Origin of the sequence: Pedobacter terrestris, assembly GCF_052343045.1 — a bacterium.
Taxonomy (GTDB): domain Bacteria; phylum Bacteroidota; class Bacteroidia; order Sphingobacteriales; family Sphingobacteriaceae; genus Pedobacter.
The window spans coordinates 2,103,857-2,125,456 of the sequence record NZ_CP180264.1; the positions used below are offsets into that span (position 1 = coordinate 2,103,857).

At 37.7% G+C, this 21,600-nt stretch carries 17 protein-coding genes and 1 riboswitch; of the genes, 11 read left to right on the top strand and 6 right to left on the bottom strand.

Features of this window, described 5'->3' with window-relative positions; all coding sequences use genetic code 11:
- Positions 1 to 70: 70 nt before the first annotated feature.
- From ACJVDH_RS09115 to bioB, 4 genes are all read left to right on the top strand, one after another.
- Complete coding sequence (locus tag ACJVDH_RS09115) at positions 71 to 682, top strand: WbqC family protein (RefSeq protein ID WP_443947254.1); 612 nt, start codon at positions 71 to 73, stop codon at positions 680 to 682.
- A gap of 1 nt (position 683) precedes the next feature.
- On the top strand, positions 684 to 1,805 hold the full coding sequence (corA, locus tag ACJVDH_RS09120) for a magnesium/cobalt transporter CorA (protein WP_443947255.1): 1,122 nt from the start codon (positions 684 to 686) through the stop codon (positions 1,803 to 1,805).
- A 67-nt stretch (positions 1,806 to 1,872) separates the two neighbouring features.
- Complete coding sequence (gene mgtE, locus ACJVDH_RS09125) at positions 1,873 to 3,222, top strand: magnesium transporter (protein ID WP_443947256.1); 1,350 nt, start codon at positions 1,873 to 1,875, stop codon at positions 3,220 to 3,222.
- A gap of 15 nt (positions 3,223 to 3,237) precedes the next feature.
- Entirely contained in the window at positions 3,238 to 4,242 is a 1,005-nt protein-coding gene (gene bioB / locus ACJVDH_RS09130; RefSeq protein ID WP_443947257.1) for a biotin synthase BioB, read from the top strand.
- A 76-nt stretch (positions 4,243 to 4,318) separates the two neighbouring features.
- Here the strand turns inward: bioB and ACJVDH_RS09135 are convergent, their stop codons facing one another.
- The gene (locus ACJVDH_RS09135; RefSeq protein WP_443947258.1) at positions 4,319 to 4,765 is read right to left on the bottom strand and encodes a hypothetical protein; all 447 of its coding nucleotides are present in this window, start codon (positions 4,763 to 4,765) and stop codon (positions 4,319 to 4,321) included.
- A 65-nt stretch (positions 4,766 to 4,830) separates the two neighbouring features.
- Positions 4,831 to 5,607 (bottom strand): XRE family transcriptional regulator, encoded by a 777-nt coding sequence (locus ACJVDH_RS09140; protein ID WP_443947259.1) that lies wholly within the window; start codon positions 5,605 to 5,607, stop codon positions 4,831 to 4,833.
- A gap of 133 nt (positions 5,608 to 5,740) precedes the next feature.
- Between ACJVDH_RS09140 and ACJVDH_RS09145 the strand changes: the two genes are divergently transcribed.
- Positions 5,741 to 6,091: a GIY-YIG nuclease family protein gene (locus ACJVDH_RS09145; protein WP_443947260.1), complete on the top strand. Its 351-nt coding sequence runs from the start codon at positions 5,741 to 5,743 to the stop codon at positions 6,089 to 6,091.
- Positions 6,092 to 6,373: 282 nt separating this feature from the next.
- On the opposite strand, the gene ACJVDH_RS09150 is transcribed toward ACJVDH_RS09145, so the two are convergent.
- The gene (locus tag ACJVDH_RS09150) at positions 6,374 to 9,547 is read right to left on the bottom strand and encodes a peptidase MA family metallohydrolase (protein WP_443947261.1); all 3,174 of its coding nucleotides are present in this window, start codon (positions 9,545 to 9,547) and stop codon (positions 6,374 to 6,376) included.
- A gap of 139 nt (positions 9,548 to 9,686) precedes the next feature.
- Positions 9,687 to 12,134, bottom strand: a complete 2,448-nt coding sequence (locus ACJVDH_RS09155) for a transglycosylase domain-containing protein (RefSeq protein ID WP_443947262.1) — start codon at positions 12,132 to 12,134, stop codon at positions 9,687 to 9,689.
- A 144-nt stretch (positions 12,135 to 12,278) separates the two neighbouring features.
- Between ACJVDH_RS09155 and ACJVDH_RS09160 the strand changes: the two genes are divergently transcribed.
- Both ACJVDH_RS09160 and pncB read left to right on the top strand, forming a co-directional pair.
- Positions 12,279 to 13,157, top strand: coding sequence for a polyphosphate kinase 2 family protein (locus ACJVDH_RS09160; RefSeq protein ID WP_443947263.1), 879 nt, complete (start codon positions 12,279 to 12,281; stop codon positions 13,155 to 13,157).
- A 54-nt stretch (positions 13,158 to 13,211) separates the two neighbouring features.
- Positions 13,212 to 14,396, top strand: a complete 1,185-nt coding sequence (gene pncB, locus ACJVDH_RS09165) for a nicotinate phosphoribosyltransferase (RefSeq protein ID WP_443947264.1) — start codon at positions 13,212 to 13,214, stop codon at positions 14,394 to 14,396.
- Here the strand turns inward: pncB and ACJVDH_RS09170 are convergent.
- Both ACJVDH_RS09170 and ACJVDH_RS09175 read right to left on the bottom strand, forming a co-directional pair.
- Complete coding sequence (locus ACJVDH_RS09170; RefSeq protein ID WP_443947265.1) at positions 14,393 to 14,989, bottom strand: HPP family protein; 597 nt, start codon at positions 14,987 to 14,989, stop codon at positions 14,393 to 14,395. The two genes, pncB and ACJVDH_RS09170, sit on opposite strands and share 4 nt — an antisense overlap.
- 115 nt (positions 14,990 to 15,104) lie before the next feature.
- A complete protein-coding gene (locus tag ACJVDH_RS09175) occupies positions 15,105 to 15,623 on the bottom strand; it encodes a protease (RefSeq protein WP_443947266.1) in 519 nt (172 codons plus the stop codon).
- Between the two features lie 240 nt (positions 15,624 to 15,863).
- Positions 15,864 to 16,057: riboswitch (cobalamin riboswitch) on the top strand.
- A gap of 103 nt (positions 16,058 to 16,160) precedes the next feature.
- Between ACJVDH_RS09175 and ACJVDH_RS09180 the strand changes: the two genes are divergently transcribed.
- The 4 genes from ACJVDH_RS09180 to ACJVDH_RS09195 are packed head-to-tail and all read left to right on the top strand — an operon-like array spanning position 16,161 to position 21,570.
- On the top strand, positions 16,161 to 18,188 hold the full coding sequence (locus ACJVDH_RS09180; protein ID WP_443947267.1) for a TonB-dependent receptor plug domain-containing protein: 2,028 nt from the start codon (positions 16,161 to 16,163) through the stop codon (positions 18,186 to 18,188).
- Between the two features lie 3 nt (positions 18,189 to 18,191).
- On the top strand, positions 18,192 to 19,295 hold the full coding sequence (locus ACJVDH_RS09185; protein ID WP_443947268.1) for a DUF5074 domain-containing protein: 1,104 nt from the start codon (positions 18,192 to 18,194) through the stop codon (positions 19,293 to 19,295).
- A gap of 15 nt (positions 19,296 to 19,310) precedes the next feature.
- Positions 19,311 to 20,450 (top strand): PKD domain-containing protein, encoded by a 1,140-nt coding sequence (locus tag ACJVDH_RS09190; RefSeq protein WP_443947269.1) that lies wholly within the window; start codon positions 19,311 to 19,313, stop codon positions 20,448 to 20,450.
- Positions 20,451 to 20,469: 19 nt separating this feature from the next.
- Entirely contained in the window at positions 20,470 to 21,570 is a 1,101-nt protein-coding gene (locus ACJVDH_RS09195) for a DUF5074 domain-containing protein (protein ID WP_443947270.1), read from the top strand.
- Positions 21,571 to 21,600: the final 30 nt, after the last annotated feature.

A 21,600-nucleotide genomic window follows, 5' to 3' on the forward strand; every position in this document is an offset into this window, starting at 1 on the left:
CTGAATAATCCTCAGGTAAATGTATTTTTGCCGATATTTTAACGTTTGGGCTACAAACATAAATTTTCAAATGCACAATACAGCAATACTTCCGCTATTTTATCTTCCACCTGTTGGTTTTTTTAGTCTGATAAAAAACCTGAATACCGATTTTTTATTGGAGAAGTTTGAACATTTTCCTAAACAAACGTATCGCAACCGCGCTACAATTTATTCTCCAAACGGCAAACTCGATTTAACTGTGCCTGTAGTAAAAGGCTCTAAAATGCATACCAGTTATAAAGATGTGAAGATTAGCAACGATCACAATTGGCAAAGATTACATTGGCTAAGTTTGCAAAGCTGTTACCGCAGTTCTGCATATTTTGAGTTTTATGAAGACGAACTGTCCAGGTTTTACAACCAGAAGTTTGAATTTCTTTTTGATTATAACCTTGAATTGCTGGAATGGTTACATAAGAAGTTGAAAATCAGTCTTAAGGCAGGTTTTACTATCGAATATGTTGAAGAAATCCCATCTGAATTGGATTTCCGTTCGGTAATGAATCCGAAGAAAAACGAAGATATTGTAAACAATAAACCTTATTATCAAGTTTTTGAGGATAGACATCAATTTTTGCCCAATTTGAGTATAGTTGATTTATTGTTTAACCAAGGCCCGCAAGCCAAATTATACCTGTAAAATGGCCAGAAATAAACCCAGACAAAAGCATAAACATTATAAAGTACCACCTCCAGGTACAAGTCCGGGTTTGTATGCCATTGATGATGATGCATTAAAATCAATCATCACCCTACATACGTATAACGCGAAAACTTACAAGAAAGAGGAGGTAAAAAATATCAATAACATTGATACGCTTATCCAAGACAGAACTTTTTCATACTGGTTTGATATTAAGGGTTTGGCAGATACCAAGATATATGAAGTTTTGTATGAAAAACTGAATATCAGCAGATTGGTTTTAGAAGATATAACGAGTTCTTACCAAAGGCCTAAACTGGATGAATACGATAATGATCAGTATGTTTTTTCTGTAAGCAGGCATTTATATCTCGATAAAGAAGAAAATCTCTGCAATGAGCAAGTTTCTTATATTTTGCTTGATAATTGTTTGATTACTTTTCAGGAAGATTATCAGGATTGTTTTGAGCCGGTACGTAAACGACTGGAAGTAGGGAAGGGAAACATCAGAATTGGCGGAGCAAGTTATCTGATGTACGCCATAATGGACGTTGTAGTTGATAACTATTTTAGTTTGCTTAATTTTTGGGGGGAAGAATTAGATGCAATTGAAGATCGTCTGTATGAGAAACCCGATAAACGGATTATGTACGATACGCAGGCCATTAAACGCTCGTTAATTACCATCCGGAAAGTAGCCTGGCCAGAGCGCGATAAGCTTAATGATATTATCAGAAGCGACAGCCCGTTAATTAGTGACCTGACTAAAACATATATGAAGGATGCATATGACCATTGTATTCAAATTATTGATTTTATTGAGTCGTTAAAAGAAATTGCATCTGCAAATATTGATATGAATCTCTCCATTATCAGCAACCGCATGAATGAGATTATGAAAGTTTTAACCATTATCTCTTCAATATTTATTCCGCTTACGTTTATCGCGGGTATTTATGGAATGAACTTTAGCAGGGAAGATCCGGCAACAGGTAAAATACTAAAAGATAATATGCCAGAGCTTTACGCTGAGCATGGTTATTTATATACCTGGTTGGTGATGGCGGTAATTGCAGTGATTCAAATTGTTTATTTTTGGAGAAAAGGCTGGTTTAAATAGCATTATTGTATTTTTGGCACTTATTACAAAATAATACTTTAGCTTTAGTTTTTATAAGGTTAGGAAAATGCAATCATTTGAAATTGATAAAAGTGATGTTTTAAAGGTTAAGAATGCAATCTTGGCAGGCGATGAAATTTTAAAAGAAGTTTTAGAAGACTATCATGCCTCTGAAATTGCCATTTTATTTGAGCGTTTGGACAAAACCGAACAGCAGCACATTATCAATTTATTGCCGGCAGATACTGCATCTGAGATTATCTCAGAGATGGACGAAGAATCTCACCCGGAAGAATTACTTTTTCAACTTCACCCGGACAAGCGTACCGAAATTGTTGAAGAGCTGGATTATGATGATGCTACAGACATCATCTCGCAATTGGAAGACCACGAACAAAAAGAGATTTTAGAAGATCTGAATGAAGAAGATGCTTCTAATATTCGAAATCTTTTAACCTACGACGAAAAAACTGCGGGCGGATTGATGAATACAGATTTAATCTGTGTGCATATTAACCTGACTAAAAAAGATGCTATTGACGAAATCATCCGCCAGAGCGAGCAGATGGAAGATTTTTACACCATTTACGTGGTGGATGAGAACGATGTTTTCAAAGGAATTGTATCTCTAAAAGATATTATTAAGGCGCGGCACAATGCTCAAATTACAGAATTGGTAAATACAGATGTGGTTTACGTTCATCCAGATACCGATCAGGAAGAAGTTGCTTACCTTATTTCACAATATAATCTAGCCAGTATTCCCGTAATTGATACCCATCAAAAACTGGTTGGACGAGTTACTTTTGATGACGTTATCGATGTTTTGGAAGCTGAAAGCACTGAAGATATTTTAAAAATATCTGGTGTTTCTGAAGATGAAGAATTAAGTGGTAATTGGGTTGAAGCTGTAAAATCACGTTTGCCGTGGTTAATCATCAATCTCGGAACAGCGTTTTTAGCTTCTTCTGTTGTTCGTTACTACGATCCAACAATTAAACTGATTCCCTCACTTGCTGCGTACATGGTTATCATTGCCGGTATGGGCGGAAACGCAGCAACGCAGGCACTTGCTGTTACTGTAAGGCGTATTTCTTTGTATGATCTTAGCGATAAACAAGCTTACCGCACCATTTTAAAAGAATTTACTGTCGGCATGATTAACGGCGCGTCTAATGGCTTAATCATGTTGGTTTTTGCGATATTTTATGACCAGCAACCTATTTTAGGACTGGTTCTTTTTCTGGCCATGACCGGAAATTTAATAATAGCTGGCGTTACTGGCGCTGGTATCCCATTAATTTTAAAACGGCTGGGTATAGACCCGGCTATTGCATCCTCTATCATTATCACAACTTTTACTGATGTTTTTGGCTTTCTGCTAATTCTCGGACTGGCCAGTAAACTATTGTTATGAAAATAGAAGAATGTTATGAACGTAACCAAGCACAATTGGACAAAAGAAGAAATTTCTGAAATCTATCACAAACCATTTTTAGATCTGGTTTATGAAGCGGCAAGTATACACCGCACAACAAAAGACTACAACGAAGTACAAATAAGTTCTTTAATTTCCATTAAAACCGGCGGATGTGCAGAAGATTGTTCTTATTGTCCGCAAGCGGCCCGCTACCATACAGACCTTGAAGTTCAGCCATTAATGCAGGTTCATCAGGTGGTAACTGCAGCTGTAAAAGCCAAAGCGGGCGGCGCATCAAGACTTTGTATGGGTGCAGCCTGGCGCGAAGTTCGTGATAACCGGGATTTTGATCGGATAATTGAAATGGTAAAAGCGGTAAATGAGATGGATATGGAGGTTTGTTGTACGCTCGGTATGCTAACCGAAAACCAGGCACAAAGGCTGGCAGATGCTGGTTTATATGCTTACAATCATAATCTGGATACTTCTGAAGAGGATTATAAACGCATCATTTCTACCCGGACATATGATGAACGTTTGTCTACTTTAGAACATGTGAGAAAAGCAAAACTTACGGTATGTAGCGGTGGAATAATTGGTTTAGGCGAAACTGTTGAAGATCGCATTTCTATGCTTAAAACCTTGTCAAATATGCCGAAACATCCGGAATCTATTCCAGTAAATGCATTAGTTCCGGTTAAAGGAACACCATTAGAAAATCAACCTCGTGTGCCTATTTGGGATATGGTACGTATGATTGCCACTGCACGTATTGTGATGCCGAATTCTGTAGTACGCCTCTCTGCCGGCCGAAATGAAATGAGCACCTTAGAACAGGCATTTTGTTTTATGGCAGGAGCAGGATCAATTTTTGCAGGCGATAAATTATTGACTACGCCCAATCCGGCATTTGGAGACGATATGGCAATGTTTGAGTTGTTGGGATTGAAAACCCGCGAAGCTTTCAAAAACGGCAGACCGGAAACATTAAAGATGCATCAAGAGGTAATTTCTTAAAAGACAATTAGCTAAAACTATTGAAAAAAAAGCGTTCCGAATTATTATTCGGAACGCTTTTAAATTTATTTTAATGTTATCCTTGAGTCTGTGGGTCAGAAACTACGGGTTTTTTATCTCCACGTTTTCCCATTCCGCGTCTCATTTTGGCACCTTTTTCTTTGGCTTCCGCACGCAGGCTTTCCATTTTGGTTTTTTGCTCTGCGGTTAAAATGCCATCAATTTTAGCTTTTTGAGCATCAATTGCAGATTTACGCGCTTTCATCTTATCCTTCATTGCACCTTGATCTGACTTTCTCCACTCTTCCATTTTTTTCGCGTTTTCCAGCTCTACTGCATACACTTTACTTTTCTGATCGGCAGTTAAGTTTAATTCCTTTTCCAGCTTTACTGTAGCTTTTTCGGCTCTTTGTTCAGCAGTCATTTTAGGCATTGCCCGTCTCACGTGTTTGGTGCTGTCTTGTGCAAATGCTGCAGTTAAACCCATAACTGCAATTGCTAATGTTAAAACTACTTTTTTCATGTTCTATCTGTGTTTTGTTTTTCAGTATAGAGATAGAAAAGCGCTAACGGTTTAATCTGCAAATGTTAATTTTTGTTAAGTTGTGAGATTGACTTTTGCATTTGTGCCATCATTTGAGTTAAAGTTTCCATTGTTGGGTCTGGTGCAGGTTCTGGTAAACTTGTTGATATATAAGCTTTTGCTTTCCATATTTCCAGAATATCATCGGCAGCAATGGAATACGCATCGTAAACTTTGTTGTCAGAAATTAATTTCAAATCTTTATTTTCTTTAAAGCGGTTGCCCGCTCGTTTATATACTACACCTTCATTTTTGCTGATAATAATATACGTATCGCCGGTTTTAACTTCGTTCCAGTTTTCCAGATATTCACCAATAATTATACTTCCGGGCTGAACAGGCAACATACTATCGCCCATAATTTCAAATGCGCGGAATGTTCCTTGTCTGAGCGCTGCCAAAGGAAGCTGAAATTTAGGAAGATCACTAATATATTGAGGATCGGAAAAACCATTAAGATAACCTGCACTGGCTTTAACCGGTACAAGCTCTATATTTTCGTTGTCGTTCTGATCAACTGAAATACTTAATACCCGAAGGTTAGAACCCGAACTTTTTGGCTTGGGTTTCCAGGTGTCTGATATTTTTTCGTTAATAAATTCATCTATCGTCAGTTCAAAGTACTCTGCTATTTTTTTTAGCAAATCGTACTTTGGCTCAGCTCTGTCTTCTTCGTACGCACCAATCAAAGATCTTTTAATTTCCATTATATCAGCGAATTGTTGCTGTGTATGGCCTTTTTTCTTCCGGAGGTACTTTAAGTTGTTTGAGATATTCGACATAAAAATAAATTTTAAAATAAATTTGTAAATACTAAAATAGTTAGTAATTTTATGCCAATAAAGTTAGTAATATTATTTTGAATTGCAAGAAGGTATACTAAATAGTTTAGTTGAGAATTAAAAAATCATTATTATGAAAAAGTTTGTTTACATCGTTACCGACAGAAATCGTAAAACCATGCATGTTGGCATGAGTTCTGATTTGATGAAAACTCTAGAATTTTATAAGCAGATGCCAAATTTGTTTTTTGATAGTGCACAACAGCTTACCCGTTTAGTATATTTTGAAGAGTTTAAATCTGAAGCTTTGGCTTTATCCCGATTTAAAACTTTAAGCCGCTTTACACGCATGCAAAAAGAACGTTTGGTGCGCTCATGTAATCCAGATTGGATTGATCTAAAAATTGGTTTAGATTTCGAAAATATTTTACTTCACCGAAATCCAACCAACCAGGTGAAACTAGGCTTTACCAGTCTTTCTTAAATGGTATGTTAGACAATATTAAAGTCATTTGTGATTGATAGTTGTCTTTTAAAATGTTTCTAGAATTGTCATTTCCTGCGTTGATTTTATTTTTTAATATGTCGAAGTAGCCTCTGATTTATTGCCTCTGTTAATCTTATCTGGAATTTTATAGTGAATACAAATTGCTGATAAGAAACAAAAATATGTTGAACAGAATTGATTTCTTATTTGGTTCGCCGTATTTAATCGTAAAAAAAAGCGACCAATTAGATCGCTTTGTATTTTTTCATCATATGTTAATTACCAACCTGGAGCAAATGTTACACCAAATACGCCACCTTTAACATCTTTTCTTTGAAAAGGGAAGGCGTAATAAGGCTCTAAAACGAATGCACCAAATATGTTTACACGCAATGAAATACCCAAACTCATTACTGGTACACGTTCATTTGTTGTTTCGTATGTGATTGGATTTCCATCTGCATCAAAAGCTGGGTTTCCATTGGTATCTGTTGCTTGAGCAGTAGTGTATGTCGGTTCAGATTTGAATTTCACTTTGGTGTCGTTTGTCCAGGCTAAACCGGCGTCGAAAAAGAGATTCAGATCTGTAAATAAAAATCCGGAAGGGATTGCTGCCAGTTTTTTAGGTCCGGTAAAAGGTAAACGCAATTCAAAATTGAAAACGGCAATTTTACTTCCTGTTAATTGATCAATGTTGAACGAGTTGTTTGTTGTGTTGGATGTTGTACCATATATTGAACCGGCTTCATAACCTCTGATCAAATAAGGATAACCCAGATACATTGGATATAGACGATCTGCATCATTTCCGATTCTTAGTGAATTGTAAGACCTTACTGCTACTGTAATAGGTTTTAACCTCCAGTATTTACGTAAATCTGCAGATAAACCATAAAAATTGTACGTGCCTGTATATTTTTCTCCGCTTACCCGGTATCTGAAACCATCAATTGGCCCCGTCATCCCGAAAATAGAATTATCTCCTACAAAACCTGCATTAACTTGATACAGTGTAAATGAGTTAAATGGAATGCCCAACTCTGCACTTGCCTGTTCATTTGAAATCCGATCTCTCTGTGCGCCGGTAAAGTATCCGTTAGAATCATAATAATTACTGTATCTATCTATACGATAACTATATCTTGAAAAAGCACCACCCAATTCAAATCTATGTATTTTGCTAAAAGGATAAGCTGCAAAAATTTGAGCCTGATCTTCAAAAGTACGGATAATATCTGTGCGGTAATTGATCATTTGCGTGGTAGTTCCATCATTTAAAGGAACATCCTCTACACCATAAGAACTTAAACCAGATACATAAGGAATATGTGAAATTGCAACGCCCCAATTTATTCTGCTTTTTTGATTAATATAGCCAACTAATCCACCAAAGTCGTAAATCTGGCCATTTACAGACAGGTTTGCAATAATTTGATTTGCGCCCACAATATCACTAAACATACCAACAATACCACCCGAAATGCCCGTACCAAATCTGCTTGTGGATACACCAACGCCGCTATTGGCCAAATAATCCAGTCTGAATTTTGGTCTGTAGGGCACATTTTTCAGTGAATCTTCCGTAGTTTTTTCAAAACGTTCAAAATTTCCAAGATTGGAATTGATGATGTTTACGCCCATGTTTTCCATCGGTGGAAGTATCGCAGCAGCAAAATTCTCGTCTTTATTTCCAATTCTTTTTTCTTTAAATGCACTTAGTTTTGCATTATATAAAGTATAGCGTTGGTAACGATAGTAACTGTATACAATTTCATCTGTCGCAGAAACAGAAATGGCAGGGGAGAATTCGGTAATCCCACTTATTCCTGTAAAATAGTCCGTTAATTGATCTACGCTGTTGCCGCTAAAATTGTATTTGTACAAATTCCTGAAACCATCTCTATTGGAAAGAAAATAAATATGCTGGCTATCTGCAGAAAATTGTGGATTCAAATTGTTTGCTCCGGGAAATACATCCAGGTTCTGAACCGTTTTAGATTCGAGGTTGTAAATCGCCAGATTAATTGGGTTCACAGCTTCAATGTTTTTCGATTCAATAGCTTGTCGGTCTGATGAAAAGACGATTTTTTTCCCATCGGGCGAAAAACTTGGCGCATAATCAGAATATATATCGTCCGTAAGCTGTGTTATCGCTTTGGTATCGAGATTATAAGAGAATAAATCGCTTTGGCCTTCTACCATTCCGGAGAAAGCAATGTCTTTTCCATTTGGAGACCAAGTTAAGTTTCCGAATTGCTGCACGCGATCCATCGCCGTTTGCAATGCTGTAGCGCCATTGGCCACATTAATAATCATGAGTTGGTTTTTGCCCTGACTAAAAATGCTAAAAGCGAATTGTTTTCCATCTGGCGACCAGGCTCCGGCAGATTCTATAAAATTAAAATCGTCTATATGTCCGTTAGAAATCTGACTGCTTAATTTTCGGATAATTCTGCCGGTTTTTGCATCAGCAAGAAATAGATCAATCCCGAAAAGATCCTTTTCAGACATAAAAGCCAAATATTTTCCATCCGGACTTAAAGCCGGCGCAACGTTCATATTACCAGCATTTTTATTGTCAATAATTTTTGTGCCGGTAATTTTGATCTGCGAGCTATCGGCTTTAAGCATGGGCTTGTAGTGTTCGTCTATCGCATTTTTCCATAAACCGGATAACGTGCGGTCGTCATATCCAAAAGTATAGCGGATGGCGTTTTCATAACCATATTTTGCTGTGTTTTTAAATAGAGGTACAATGGTTGTGTCGCCATATTGCGAACCAATATAGGTCCAGAAAGCCTGACCATAACGGTACGGGAAATATTTATTGGAATTTGTTAAGTCTTTTAATGATGGAATGTCCCTGTTCAGCATGGCATCGCGCATCCACATAGAAGTAAATGCGTCTTTTTTTCCAATAGAAAGATATTCTGCCATACCTTCTACCATCCATAAGGGGGTGTTTCCGACATTTTCGAGGTTTACTGAGTCTTTTTCGAGTAAGACATGGTACTGAAAAGCGTGAACCAACTCGTGACCTAAAACGTGCCTGGTTTGACTATTTAATTCCATCACCGGCATTATTACTCGGTTTTTCAGTGCTTCGGTAACACCGCCGGTTCCAATTCCAATTTGCCCTTGTAAGGCTGTAGTTTGCTGGAAATCAGGATGATTGTTGTAGAGGATAATCGGGTTTTTCTTCAAAAATGTATCTCTGAAAACTTCCTGATGCATTTTATACCAGGTTTCTGCATCTTGAGAAAATTTCTTTAACAATTTTTCATTTTTCAGATAGTAGTAGATTTCAAAATGCGGTGTCTGGAGCACTTGAAAATCCAGTTTTTTATACCGCACCTTATTCTGCCCAAAATATTGTGCACTTGCCGTAAACGCGATGGAAAGAAATAATGCCGTAGAAATACAAAACTTAAATGAGGTAGAAAGTTTTTTCATATTGTTGGTTTGGCTGTAGTTATACACGATGCCGGGGCATCTAAAATCAGATAAAAATAACGATACTTTGCTGGGAATAAAGAGTTTTAACAATTTTTTCAGGATAAAAAATTCTCGTTTTTATCCTGAAAAGGCAGTTTTAATTCTGGCCGTTTTTCTTGCGTTCTCGTTCTTCTTGTCTTTGTTTTCTACGCAATTCCCGTTCTTCTTTTTTGGTTAAAGGTGTTGTTGTTGCCGGTTGGTTTTGCGTTGGATCGGTTTTCTTTTCCTCTTTCTTAACTTCTGGTGCAACTGCTGCCGGTGTTTCATTTGTTTCTGCGGGTTCTGGAATTGCAAAATCTGTAGAATCTACAACAGTTGTATCCGTTGCAGTAGTATCAATTACAATGCGCGGACTAGGGCAGTTGATGGTTCTGGTAATTGGAACCGTAGCTTTAGGAAACTGGCCGTATGTATAACCTGAAGATGGATCTAGATAAACCTTTTCCATAAATTTCGCAAAAATTGGAAGTGCGGTTCTAGAGCCTTCACCTTGTTCTCCATTTTTGAAATGTGCAGTTCTTTCATCGCAACCTACCCAAACACCAGTTACCAGATCTTTAGTAATTCCCATATACCAGGCATCTACATAATCAGAAGATGTACCGGTTTTTCCACCAATTTGGTTGTTCTTTTTGAATAGATTTGGCCATTCCCAAAGCGCTTGTGAGGTTCCTCCAGGTTCTTCCATGCCTCCCCGGAACATATATAACATTAGCCATGCAATCTCTTCACTTAACGCGCGTTTTGTTTTTGGTTTAAAATCTTCGATCAGATTATCGTCCAAATCGGTAATTTTTTCAACCAAAATTGGATCGGTTTTAATTCCTTTGTTTAAAAATGTGCTGTAGGCTTTTACCATTTCATAAACTGTAACATCATTAGAACCTAAACTTACCGATGGAACGGATTCCAGATGGCTATCAATTCCGCATTCATGCGCATATTTGACCACGTTATCCCAGCCAACATCTTCAGTTACCTGAGCAGTAATTGTATTAACAGATTTTGCCATTGCCCAACGTAAACTCATTTCTCTATAAGTTACATTGTAGTCTGCATTTTTTGGTTCCCAATATTTTGTTTCGCCTTTATCCTGATATTCGATTCTCACCGGTTTGTCGGTATATTTATCACATGGGTTTTTTCCTTGTTCTAACGCTGTTAGGTATGCGAAAGGTTTAAACGTAGATCCTGCCTGGCGTTTCGCCTGGTTTACGTGGTCATATTTAAAAAACTTGTGGTCAATACCTCCAACCCAAACTTTAATTTTTCCGCTTGCGGGTTCCATAGTCATCATCCCTGTATTCATGATTTTCCCATAATAACGGATAGAATCCATTGTAGAGAAAAGCGTGTCGCGATCGCCTTTATAGCTGAAAATGGTCATTCTTTTTTTTCTGTTGAAATACGCTTCAACTGAATCTGGCTGATTTGGAAATTTTTTCTGTAACAATGCATAAATTGGAAGGTTTCGCTTTGCGCGATCCGGATAATTAACTTTTTGCTTTTCGGAATCGTACCACGGATCTTCGTTTCCCCAAACACTGTAAAAGCGGCGTTGCAAAATCCGCATTTCATCCTGAACGGCTTCTTCTGCATATTTCTGCAGTCTGGAATCAATTGTAGTATAAATTTTTAAGCCATCTTCATATAAGTCATATCCGTTATCGGTACACCATTTTTCCAATATTTTAGATACCGCAGAGCGGAGGTAAGAATCGCCGTCGCTGCCGTCTTCCATTTTTCCTTCTTTCAGTTTAATTGGCGTTTTGCTCAGCGCAAGTAAACTATCTTTACTTAGAAAGTTGTACTTGTTCATTTGGCTCAACACCACATTACGGCGATCAAGTGCACGTTGTGGATTTTTAGTTGGACTATATAACGTTGTACCTTTCAACATACCCACCAAAAGTGCCGATTCTGTAGTAGAAAGCTCTTTGGTTTCTTTATCGAAATAAATACGGCTGGCAGTTTTGATTCCGTAGGCATTATTTCCGAAAGAAACCGTGTTTAGGTACATCGTAATAATATCATTCTTAGAATAATTAGATTCCAGCTTTACCGCCGTCATCCATTCTTTAAGTTTAGGGATAATTCTACGCACCACCGGAATTTTAGATAAAAAGCCAGAAGACTTATTGTAGCGCGTACGGTACATATTTTTGGCCAACTGTTGCGTAATCGTACTTGCTCCACCGTCTTTTCCTAAACCAATCACCGCTCTTCCCAATGCCTGAAAATCTATACCGATATGTTTGTAAAAACGAACATCTTCGGTTGCCACCAAAGCATTAATCACACTGGGCGAAATTTCGTTGTAATTTACGGGTGTTCTGTTTTCTTTGTAGTAACGGCCAATGAGTTTGCCATCTGCAGTGTAGAGTTCAGAACCTACGCGTAAAGTAGGCGCTTTAATATCCCTATAACTTGGCGAGTAGCCAAAAAGCCAAAGAAAATTCAGTTGAAGCGCACAAAAGAAAATAATTATAGAAAAAACAACAATTGAAGTATAACGTAAGTATTTGTTTTTTATCTCTTTAAACATATTGTTTAGGTTGATGATGGGGGTTAAATGCTGAGGGCTAAATATAAAAAACTCAACATGCAAATTAACGGATTTAATTTACTTATTTTTTGTTTCTATATTTATTAAATGGATGTTTTGAACATTCTGAAAGGATTTACAGCTATGAAAAACGAATTTAAAGACCTGATTGTACACGGAAATAAAAAATTTTCACTTCAAAAAGCAAAGACAGATTTTACTGGCGGCTACACGAAAGAAAAGGCAAAAGATGCCCTTGTTAAATCGAAAATTGAAGTGAGCCAACATCAGGAAAAGTTATACGCATCTGCTACACACTCGCTTCTAATTGTTTTCCAGGCAATGGATGCCGCCGGAAAAGACAGCGCAATTGAACACGTTATGAGCGGTTTAAATCCTCAAGGTTGCCAGGTATTCAGTTTTAAAACACCAACTTCTGAAGAATATAAACATGATTTTCTTTGGCGCCACAACCGCGCTTTGCCAGAACGTGGGCGAATTGGCATTCACAACCGATCACATTATGAAAATGTATTAGTGTGTAAAGTACATCCCGAATATATCTTGAATGAGAACATTCCGGGCTTTGCGGATGTAAAAAAAATAAACAAAAATTTCTGGAAACAGCGGTATGAAAGCATCCGTAATTTTGAATCGCACCTGGCAGCAAATGGAATCGTATTACTCAAATTTTTCCTTAACGTAAGCAAAGCTGAGCAAAAACAACGTTTTCTGGATCGGATTGAAGACCCGACAAAAAATTGGAAATTCTCTTCTGATGATATTAGCGAACGTTTACTTTGGGATAAATATATGACCGCGTATGAAGACGCAATAAATGAAACCAGTACAGCAGATTCTCCGTGGCACATTATACCCGCAGATAAAAAATGGTTTGCGCGTTTGGCCATAAGTGAAATAATTGAAGATAAACTCCGCAGTTTAAACTTAAAATTTCCGGTACTTGGTGAGGAAGAAGCCGGAAAATTACAATTGGCAAAAGAAAGTTTACTGAATGATTAGTGCTTTCTCAAAACAAAATTGAAGATTTGGCCTTTTAAAGCAAAGACATATAAAATGACATCTAAGCCTCGAGTGCAACATCTTTCCATACTTGATAACGATTTTTACAAATTTACCATGCAGCAAGGTGTGGTAAAACTTTTTCCTTGGGCAAAGGCACGTTATAAATTTATCAATAGGGGCCAGCATAGTTTCCCGCAAGGATTTGACCGTGCTTTGCGAGAAGCTGTTAACCGAATGGCAGAATTGAAGCTGACTAAAGAAGAGAAGCACTTTCTGCAGGTTAACTGTCCGTATCTCGATCCGGTTTACCTCGATTTTTTAGAAGGTTATACCTATAATCCTAAAGAAATTACCATCACGCAACAAGGCGATCAATTAGAAGTACATATAGAAGGATTGTGGTATCGAACAATTTTATGGGAAGTACCCATTATGTCGCTAATTAGTGAATTGTTTTACGTGTTAAAAGGTTTAGACCGAATAACAGATCAGGAAGTAATTGATAAAACACGGATAAAAATTGAGAATTACCGCAGATTGGGCATCACTGTTGCCGAGTTTGGTACCAGAAGAAGGCATTCTTATGATGTACATCGTTTGGTTTTAGAATCATTGAAAAAATACGGTGATGGTAGTTTTATCGGAACCAGCAATGTGCATATGGCGATGTTATATCAAACCAAACCTATTGGCACACATGCGCATGAATGGTTTATGTTTCATGCTGCAACCTATGGTTTTAAAATGTCTAACGCAATGGGGCTCCAACATTGGGTGGAAGTGTATCGCGGCAATCTTGGCATTGCGCTTTCAGATACATATACTACAGATGTTTTTTTCAAACAGTTTGATAAAATGTTTTCAAAATTGTTTGATGGCGTGCGCCACGATAGTGGCGATGCGCTGAAGTTTGCCGATAAGGTGATTGGGCATTATGAAAAATTGGGTATAAACCCGATGAGTAAAACCATTATTTTTTCTGATGCCTTAAATTACGAAAAGGTAGAGCATATTGTAAATCATTGCAAAGGCAGAATTGGAATGTCTTTTGGTATTGGCACAAACCTCACCAATGATGTAGGCTCCGAGGCCATGAATATTGTAATCAAAATGACGCAAACTTCGCCTAAAGATGAAGAATGGATTGAGGTGATTAAATTGTCTGATGAACCAAATAAACATACCGGAGATGAAAAAGCCATTACATTGGCTAAACAAATTTTAAAGATCAGTTAGGCTCTTTTATTACGAATTAGAACCTTGCGAATGAAACGCGTAAATTTATGGTTGGTTGGGTAGGCTCTTTTAGAAGTGACATTGTTAAAAATAAGTGCAACGATAAGTAAAATTAAACAGCCGCTCAAGACTGGCGACCAGACATACCCATACCCAAGTGCGGCAATTTTTGGCCCGCCGGATACGGCAATCAAAGCTGTTGCTCCACCCGGAGGATGAATGGTTTTGGTCAACTGCATGGCTACGATAGAAAAAGATACTGCCAGCGGAGCTGTGATCCAGATAATATCCGGAAAAATTTTAAATACCGTAACGCCAACAATGGCAGATATTACATGTCCGCCAATTAGATTTCTAGGTTGTGCTAACGGACTTTGGATAGAACCGTAAATCAACACACTAGATGCGCCAAAAGAACCAATCAAAAAAATGTTTTCCATCCGGCTATAATGCAGACTTTGAATCCCGGCAATTAGTCCAATGCCTACACATGCGCCAATAAACGACCAAAAATGTTCATTTTTATCAACAAGTGTTTCTTTGTAAAAAATATATCTGGATACTCTAAAGCTTCTCTTTAATCTCTTTTTCATTTGCCCGTTAAAATTCTGTGCAAAGATTGCCAAAAAAAATTAATTGACGATTAAGATTGAAAAACGAAAGGGCTGCCAACATTTGACAACCCTTTATCAGAACATTAAATTTGGATTACTTAATTTCAAATACTGTGGAATCCAATGGCAGAAGTCCGCTTACTGCTTCCGAATTATATTTGACCGTATATTTTCCAGCCTTGTCAAGTTTATAGATATGGCCAAGGTTAATTGTTGCACTTAAATCTTCTCCAGCTTTAATATTAATATAACTACTGGCTGGGGGCGGCGAAATTCTTTTTGCCATTGCACCAAGATATTGTACTTCCTCTCCCTTGTCATTTACAATATCAAGATATTTGCTTAGGGGCGGTTCAAAAGGTGTATGCCATTTACAGAATTTTTTGTCGGTTTCCGAAGGATTATTTACTGTAAACTTCATCATGATTGAGTCACCAAGTGAAATTTTGGGCTCGATATCTATTTTAACCGTAAGTGCATTCTTAGCAATGGTGTCTGCTGTTGTGCTGCTTACATGAACAGAATCTGTTTTGGAACCTGCGCTTTCTTTCGGATTGGGCGTGCATGCAGCAAGTAACATAGCAGATGCAGCAATGTTGAGGATGTTTTTCATATCAACAAAAATAATAAAAACAGAAAATTGTTTTAATTATCTAAGCATAGTCATTTCGAACGCAATTTTCACGCAGAGAAATCTATTTTGTATGATTAGTTGTTTTAAATCTCTCCCTGCGTTCGAAATGACGGGTTGGGTGTTAATGGAGATGACGGGCTAAGTTTTAGTTACAATTACAAATCCAGAGTCAAAATTCACCAATAAAATGTTTTAATAACGAGATCTATATATTTTTTCTACTTTTGCAGCGCTTTTGGTTTCCGGCTTACATCCGGAATTAAAAGGGAATACAGTGTAAATCTGTAACTGTCCCGCAGCTGTAAGCTCCTTAACGGATTTCCAATCAAAAAAACCACTGTTCTTTAATCAGAATGGGAAGGTAGCGAAATCCGGGAGTAAGTCAGAAGACCTGCCTCCAGCACATATTTCATAGCTTTCGGGGATTGAAGCTAGGGGTGAGGTACTTTTTTATATTTCGTATTTTCATTTCTTTCATAATCTGTCTGCTGTGGGTCATTAACTCACCAGAAAAAAATGATTACAGGACATTTTGCCCTCAATGGCAACGTGCGTTTACTTATTTTGCTTTTTTCCATTCTTTGGGGAGGCATTTCAGCGCCTTGTCTTTTATATGCGCAGGCAGATACCTCTCGTTCTACAAGTTTAAAAGAAATTCAGATCAATGAAATCCGCAAACGTAAAGCGCATCTTTCTCCAACTCCGGTTCAGGTATTGGCTGGCGATGAACTTAAACGCCTAAATACTTTGTCTGTAGCAGATGCTGTTCGGTATTTTTCTGGTGTTCAATTAAAAGATTACGGCGGCATTGGCGGTTTAAAAACCATCAATGTGAGAAGTATGGGCAGTAACCATACCGCTGTTTTTTATGATGGTGTGCAATTGGGAAACGCACAAAACGGACAAATTGATTTAGGCAAATATTCCCTAACAAATGTTGGTGAAATTGCTTTGTACAGTGGTCAGCGTGGCGAATTGCTACAGCCTGCAAAGGCTTTTGCTTCTGCAAGTTCTTTATTTATCAAAACTAAAATTCCAACTTTTAATGCTTCAAAACACATATTAAATGCAAGCATAAAAACCGGTGCTTTCGGGTTAATTAATCCCGCATTACTGTATGCGTACCAGATTCAACCAAATCTTGCAGCTTCTCTAAATGTTGAGTTTCTGAATGCCAACGGCAAATATAAATTCAGGAGAACAAACGGAACATATGATACGACTGTGGTGCGCAGCAATGCAGATATTATCGCTTACCGGGTAGAAGCGGGCTTTTACGGAAAAACTTCCGATAGCAGTAAATGGGATGTAAAATTCTATAAATATCAATCTGAGCGCGGTGTGCCCGGAGCAATTGTTTCCAATAAGTATGATTTCAATCAACGGCAGTGGGATGACAATACTTTTCTGCAAGCTACCTATCAAAACAATCCCGCGCAACAATATAATATTTTAATACATGCAAAATACGCCAATGACTATACGCGTTACACCGATCCAACTATGGTTTCTGATGAAGGTGTTTTGAATAATATCTACAAACAACAGGAATGGTATTTATCTGCGGCGAATGTTTACCATCTTAGCAATTCGCTGGATTTTTCTTTGTCGGGAGATTTTAGCCGGCAGACTTTAAATGCAAATCTCAAATACTTCGCTTATCCCACGCGCAATACTTTGCTAATTGCCGCAGCCGGAAAATACCACATTAAAAGGCTGGAATTACAGACTAATATTTTGGCAACCCGAATTGCCGAGACGGTTAAAATGTACAATTCTGCAGGCAACAGAACTGAGTATACGCCTGCTGCGATGTTTTCGCTTCAACCATTTCAAACGTCGAATATCAGAATTAAAGGATTTTATAAATCAATTTTCAGAATGCCAACCTTTAATGATCTGTATTACACTTTCATAGGCAACACGAACCTACGGCCAGAATTTACCAAACAGTATGATCTTGGCATCAATTATCAGATGGCAAAAGCACGAAATCATCTAAAACTTTTTTCGGTGCAAACCGATGTGTATTACAACCAGGTTCGGGATAAAATTATGGCCATTCCAACGCTAAATCTTTTCAGGTGGACAATGGTCAATCTCGATGCCGTTTCTATCAAAGGTTTGGAAACCAATATCAAGTTACTTTACAAATTTGGAAATGTAGAATGGAATGCAAATGCAACCTATACCTATGAAAAAGCGCTTGATGTAACCAAAACTGGTTTTACGTACAGAAATCAAATTCCCTATATCCCTGTTCACAGTGGTTCATTTACTTCTGGCGTTGCATATAAAAACTACGGCGCAAATTACAGCTTCATTTACACAGGTGCGCGCTACAGTCAGAAAGCCAACATTCCGGTAAATTATGTAGAGCCTTATTATACACATGATCTGGCTGCTTATTGGCTTTTTGGCCATCATCATCAATATAAAATCAATGCAGAAATTAATAATCTGTTCAATCAGGATTATGATGTAGTACTCAATTTTCCAATGCCGGGAAGAAATCTTCGTTTTACGTTATCCATGAAAATTTAACCTATGAAAAACAATATTTACCTTCTAACCTCTCTTTTTTTTCTACTTGCTACCAGCGCATGCCGAAAAGATAAAAGTTTTATTCCTGAAGAAAAGGAACAACTGCCGCCGCAAATGGTAACTGAAATTAAAGGTTTTTACTTGCTGAATGAAGCCAATATGGGTTCTAATAAAGCATCTATAGATTATTATGATTTTGCCACAGGCCTTTATCGGCGAAATATTTATAACGTAGCCAATCCTGAAGTTACCCTCGGACTTGGCGATGTTGGCAACGATATCAAAATTTACGGATCGAAATTATACGTAGTCGTTAATATGTCTAACAAAGTTGAAGTGTTGAATGCTTCAACATCAAAAAAAATAGGACAGATTGATATTCCCAATTGCCGATACATTACATTTTACAAAAACAAAGCATTCGTTACCGCTTATGACGGTTATGTTTCTGTAGTTGATACTGCAACTTTAAAACAAGAGAAACAAATTGCAGTAGGGAAACAACCAGAAGAAATGGCCGTTGTTGGCCAAAAATTATATGTTGCAAATTCTGGCGGGTATAATTATCCAAATTATGAGCGTACGGTTTCTGTTATCGATCTGAATACTTTAACAGAGTTGAAAAGGATTGATGTTGCAATTAATCTTCATCGCCTGAAGGCAGATCAATATGGCGATTTGTACGTAACCTCTCGCGGCGATTATTATGATATTCCTTCCAATCTTTTCGTAATCGATACAGAAAAAGACGTAGTGAAGAAGACGTTTAATCTTGCAGCAAGCAATATCGCCATTCTAAATGATGTGGCCTATCTCTACAGTGTAGAATGGAATTATACTTCGGGCTCAAATAAAATCAGCTACGCGAAGATAAATGTAAAAGATGAAACCATTCTGACGACCAAATTTATTACCGATGGTACAGAGCAGAATATTGCCATTCCTTATGGCATTGCAATTAATCCAACCAATGAAGATGTCTATGTAACCGATGCCAGGGATTATGTAAGTCCGGGTACGCTGTATTGCTTTGATAAAACCGGGAAAAAGAAATTTTCGGTTACTACGGGAGATATTCCCGCACACATTGTATTCCTGAACAAATAACAATAATCTATAAAAATGAAAAAATCATCCGCTCTAATTTTAATGCTTTCTGCAGTTATAATCCTATTCAGCTGCAAGAAAGAAGAAACTGAGGTACTTCCAGATGTTAAATACGCTGTAACTGGCAATGCTGTAACCGCACAAGTAAATGTAAAAACGAGTTTCAGCGTTTCTGCAGGTAATGGCAAAACTTTTCAGCACGAATGGAAGCTTGATGGAAAAGTAGTTAGCCAAACCAATACTTACGATTTTACGGCTTTAACCGCTGGAACTTACGTTATCGAATATAAAGCCACAAACAGTGTGGGAAGCAGCACACACAAATATACGGTTACCGTACCGGTTCCTGTAGTTGAACAAACAGCTGGAAGCAGCAAATTTATCACTAAAGTATTTGACTATTTGCCCGCGCCCGGACAATTCATTAACGAAAGTTTAGGAAATCTGGCTGGCGCTCAAAAAATTATTGGCAACGTTAGCAACACGGGTTTAATTAGTTTAGGTGGTTTTGGTGGCTATATTGTTTTTGGGTTTGATCACTCTGTGGCAAATAATTCTGGAAATGATCTTGCCATTTATGGAAACCCTATTGGCGGAAATTTCGCCTGGTCTGAACCCGGAATTGTTTTGGTTAGTCAGGATGTAAACGGAAACGGTTTGCCAGATGATGAATGGTTTGAGCTTGCAGGTAGCGAATATGACAATCCGGCAACTATAAAAAACTACGAAATTACATATACAAACCCCAAAGGATATGCAAATGCGCAATGGAAAGACAATTTGGGCAATTCTGGAAGTTATGATATCAACGCTTTTCACAAGCACAATTACTATCCGGAATTCGCACCAAACCAAGAAACGTTAACTTTTAAAGGCACGCTTTTGCCTTCTACCTGGGGACAAGTTGGCAGCATTTATACCAATAATCCTTTTGCCTGGGGTTACACGGATAGTTATTCTACCGGAGATGATTATGCAACCAAAGGGTACAACAGTTTCGATATAGATTGGGCTGTGGATAAAAATGGCGCAAAAGTAAATCTGAAAACCATCGACTTTGTGAAAGTATACACCGCGCAGCGTGAAAAGGGAAATACGCTTTTAGGCGAAATATCAACCGAGGTAAAGGGCGCAGCAGACTTGAATATCAAATAATAAACACATAAATAATAGTATGAAACACATCAACATTAAAAATTTCTTTGCGCTTACCTTAGTAATCATTTTTGCAGCGTCATGTAAGAAAGAAGACATCAACACCGATCCGATTATTGATCCTGTATCTTCGGCGAAATATGAAAATGGCTTTTTTATTGTGAATGAAGGTTGGTTTGGCCACGGTACTGGCGAGGTAAACTTTTTTAATTACACCACCGGAAAACTTACCGATAGCGTTTTTAAACGCGAAAACCCTACTAAAGACCTTAATCCCACAAGCTCTACTTTACAATTTGCCACCATATTTAAAGAAAACTTATACCTGGTAAGTAAAGTTGGCGGACCAGTAGTGGTTTTAAATGCGAAAACAATGGTAGAGAAAGCAAGAATTGCGGCTAAAGGCGGGAACGATTGGCGCGCCTTTTTAGGGATTGATGAGAACACCGGTTTATTGAGCAGCAATAGCGGCGTTTATTTGGTGAATCTGAAAAATATGACTGCTTATGCAAAATTGGTTGGTGCCGATGGACAAGTTGGCGATATGATAAAAGCCGGGAATTACATTTTTATGCATAGTGCTACAGATGGTTTATTGGTTTACAACCTTGCAGATTATAGCCTGAACCGTAAAATTAAAGGCCTTACAGTTGGTTTTGCGCAAACTCCAAATGGTAAAGTCTGGTATGCTGCTGGCAAGTATTTATATCAAACAGATCCGCAAACCTTGGCTAAAGATAGCGTTGCTTTAAGTTTTAACACCTATGCAAATTGGGGTGCGTGGCACGCAGGTTCTATAGCTGCATCTACAAAAGACAACACCGTTTATTTGTTAAAAACCGGAAGTTTTGGCGGTGGAACCGATATTTATAAATACGATGGTACAACAACTTCTGTAGCAACTCCATTTGCAACCTTGCCAGAAAAGCAAATGTTTTATGGCAAGGGAATCGGTTTTGATGGCCACTTAAATCAAGTTGTAGTTACAGCAGTTCAATCTGGTTATGGCGCAAACTATGCCATTAATCACTTGTATTTTTACAACCCTGCAGATGCAACTTTAAAAAATACAATCGCTTACGACGGTTACCATTTTCCGGCAATTCCTGTTTTTTATTAAATTATATCTCTCAAATGTTAAAAAGGTCTG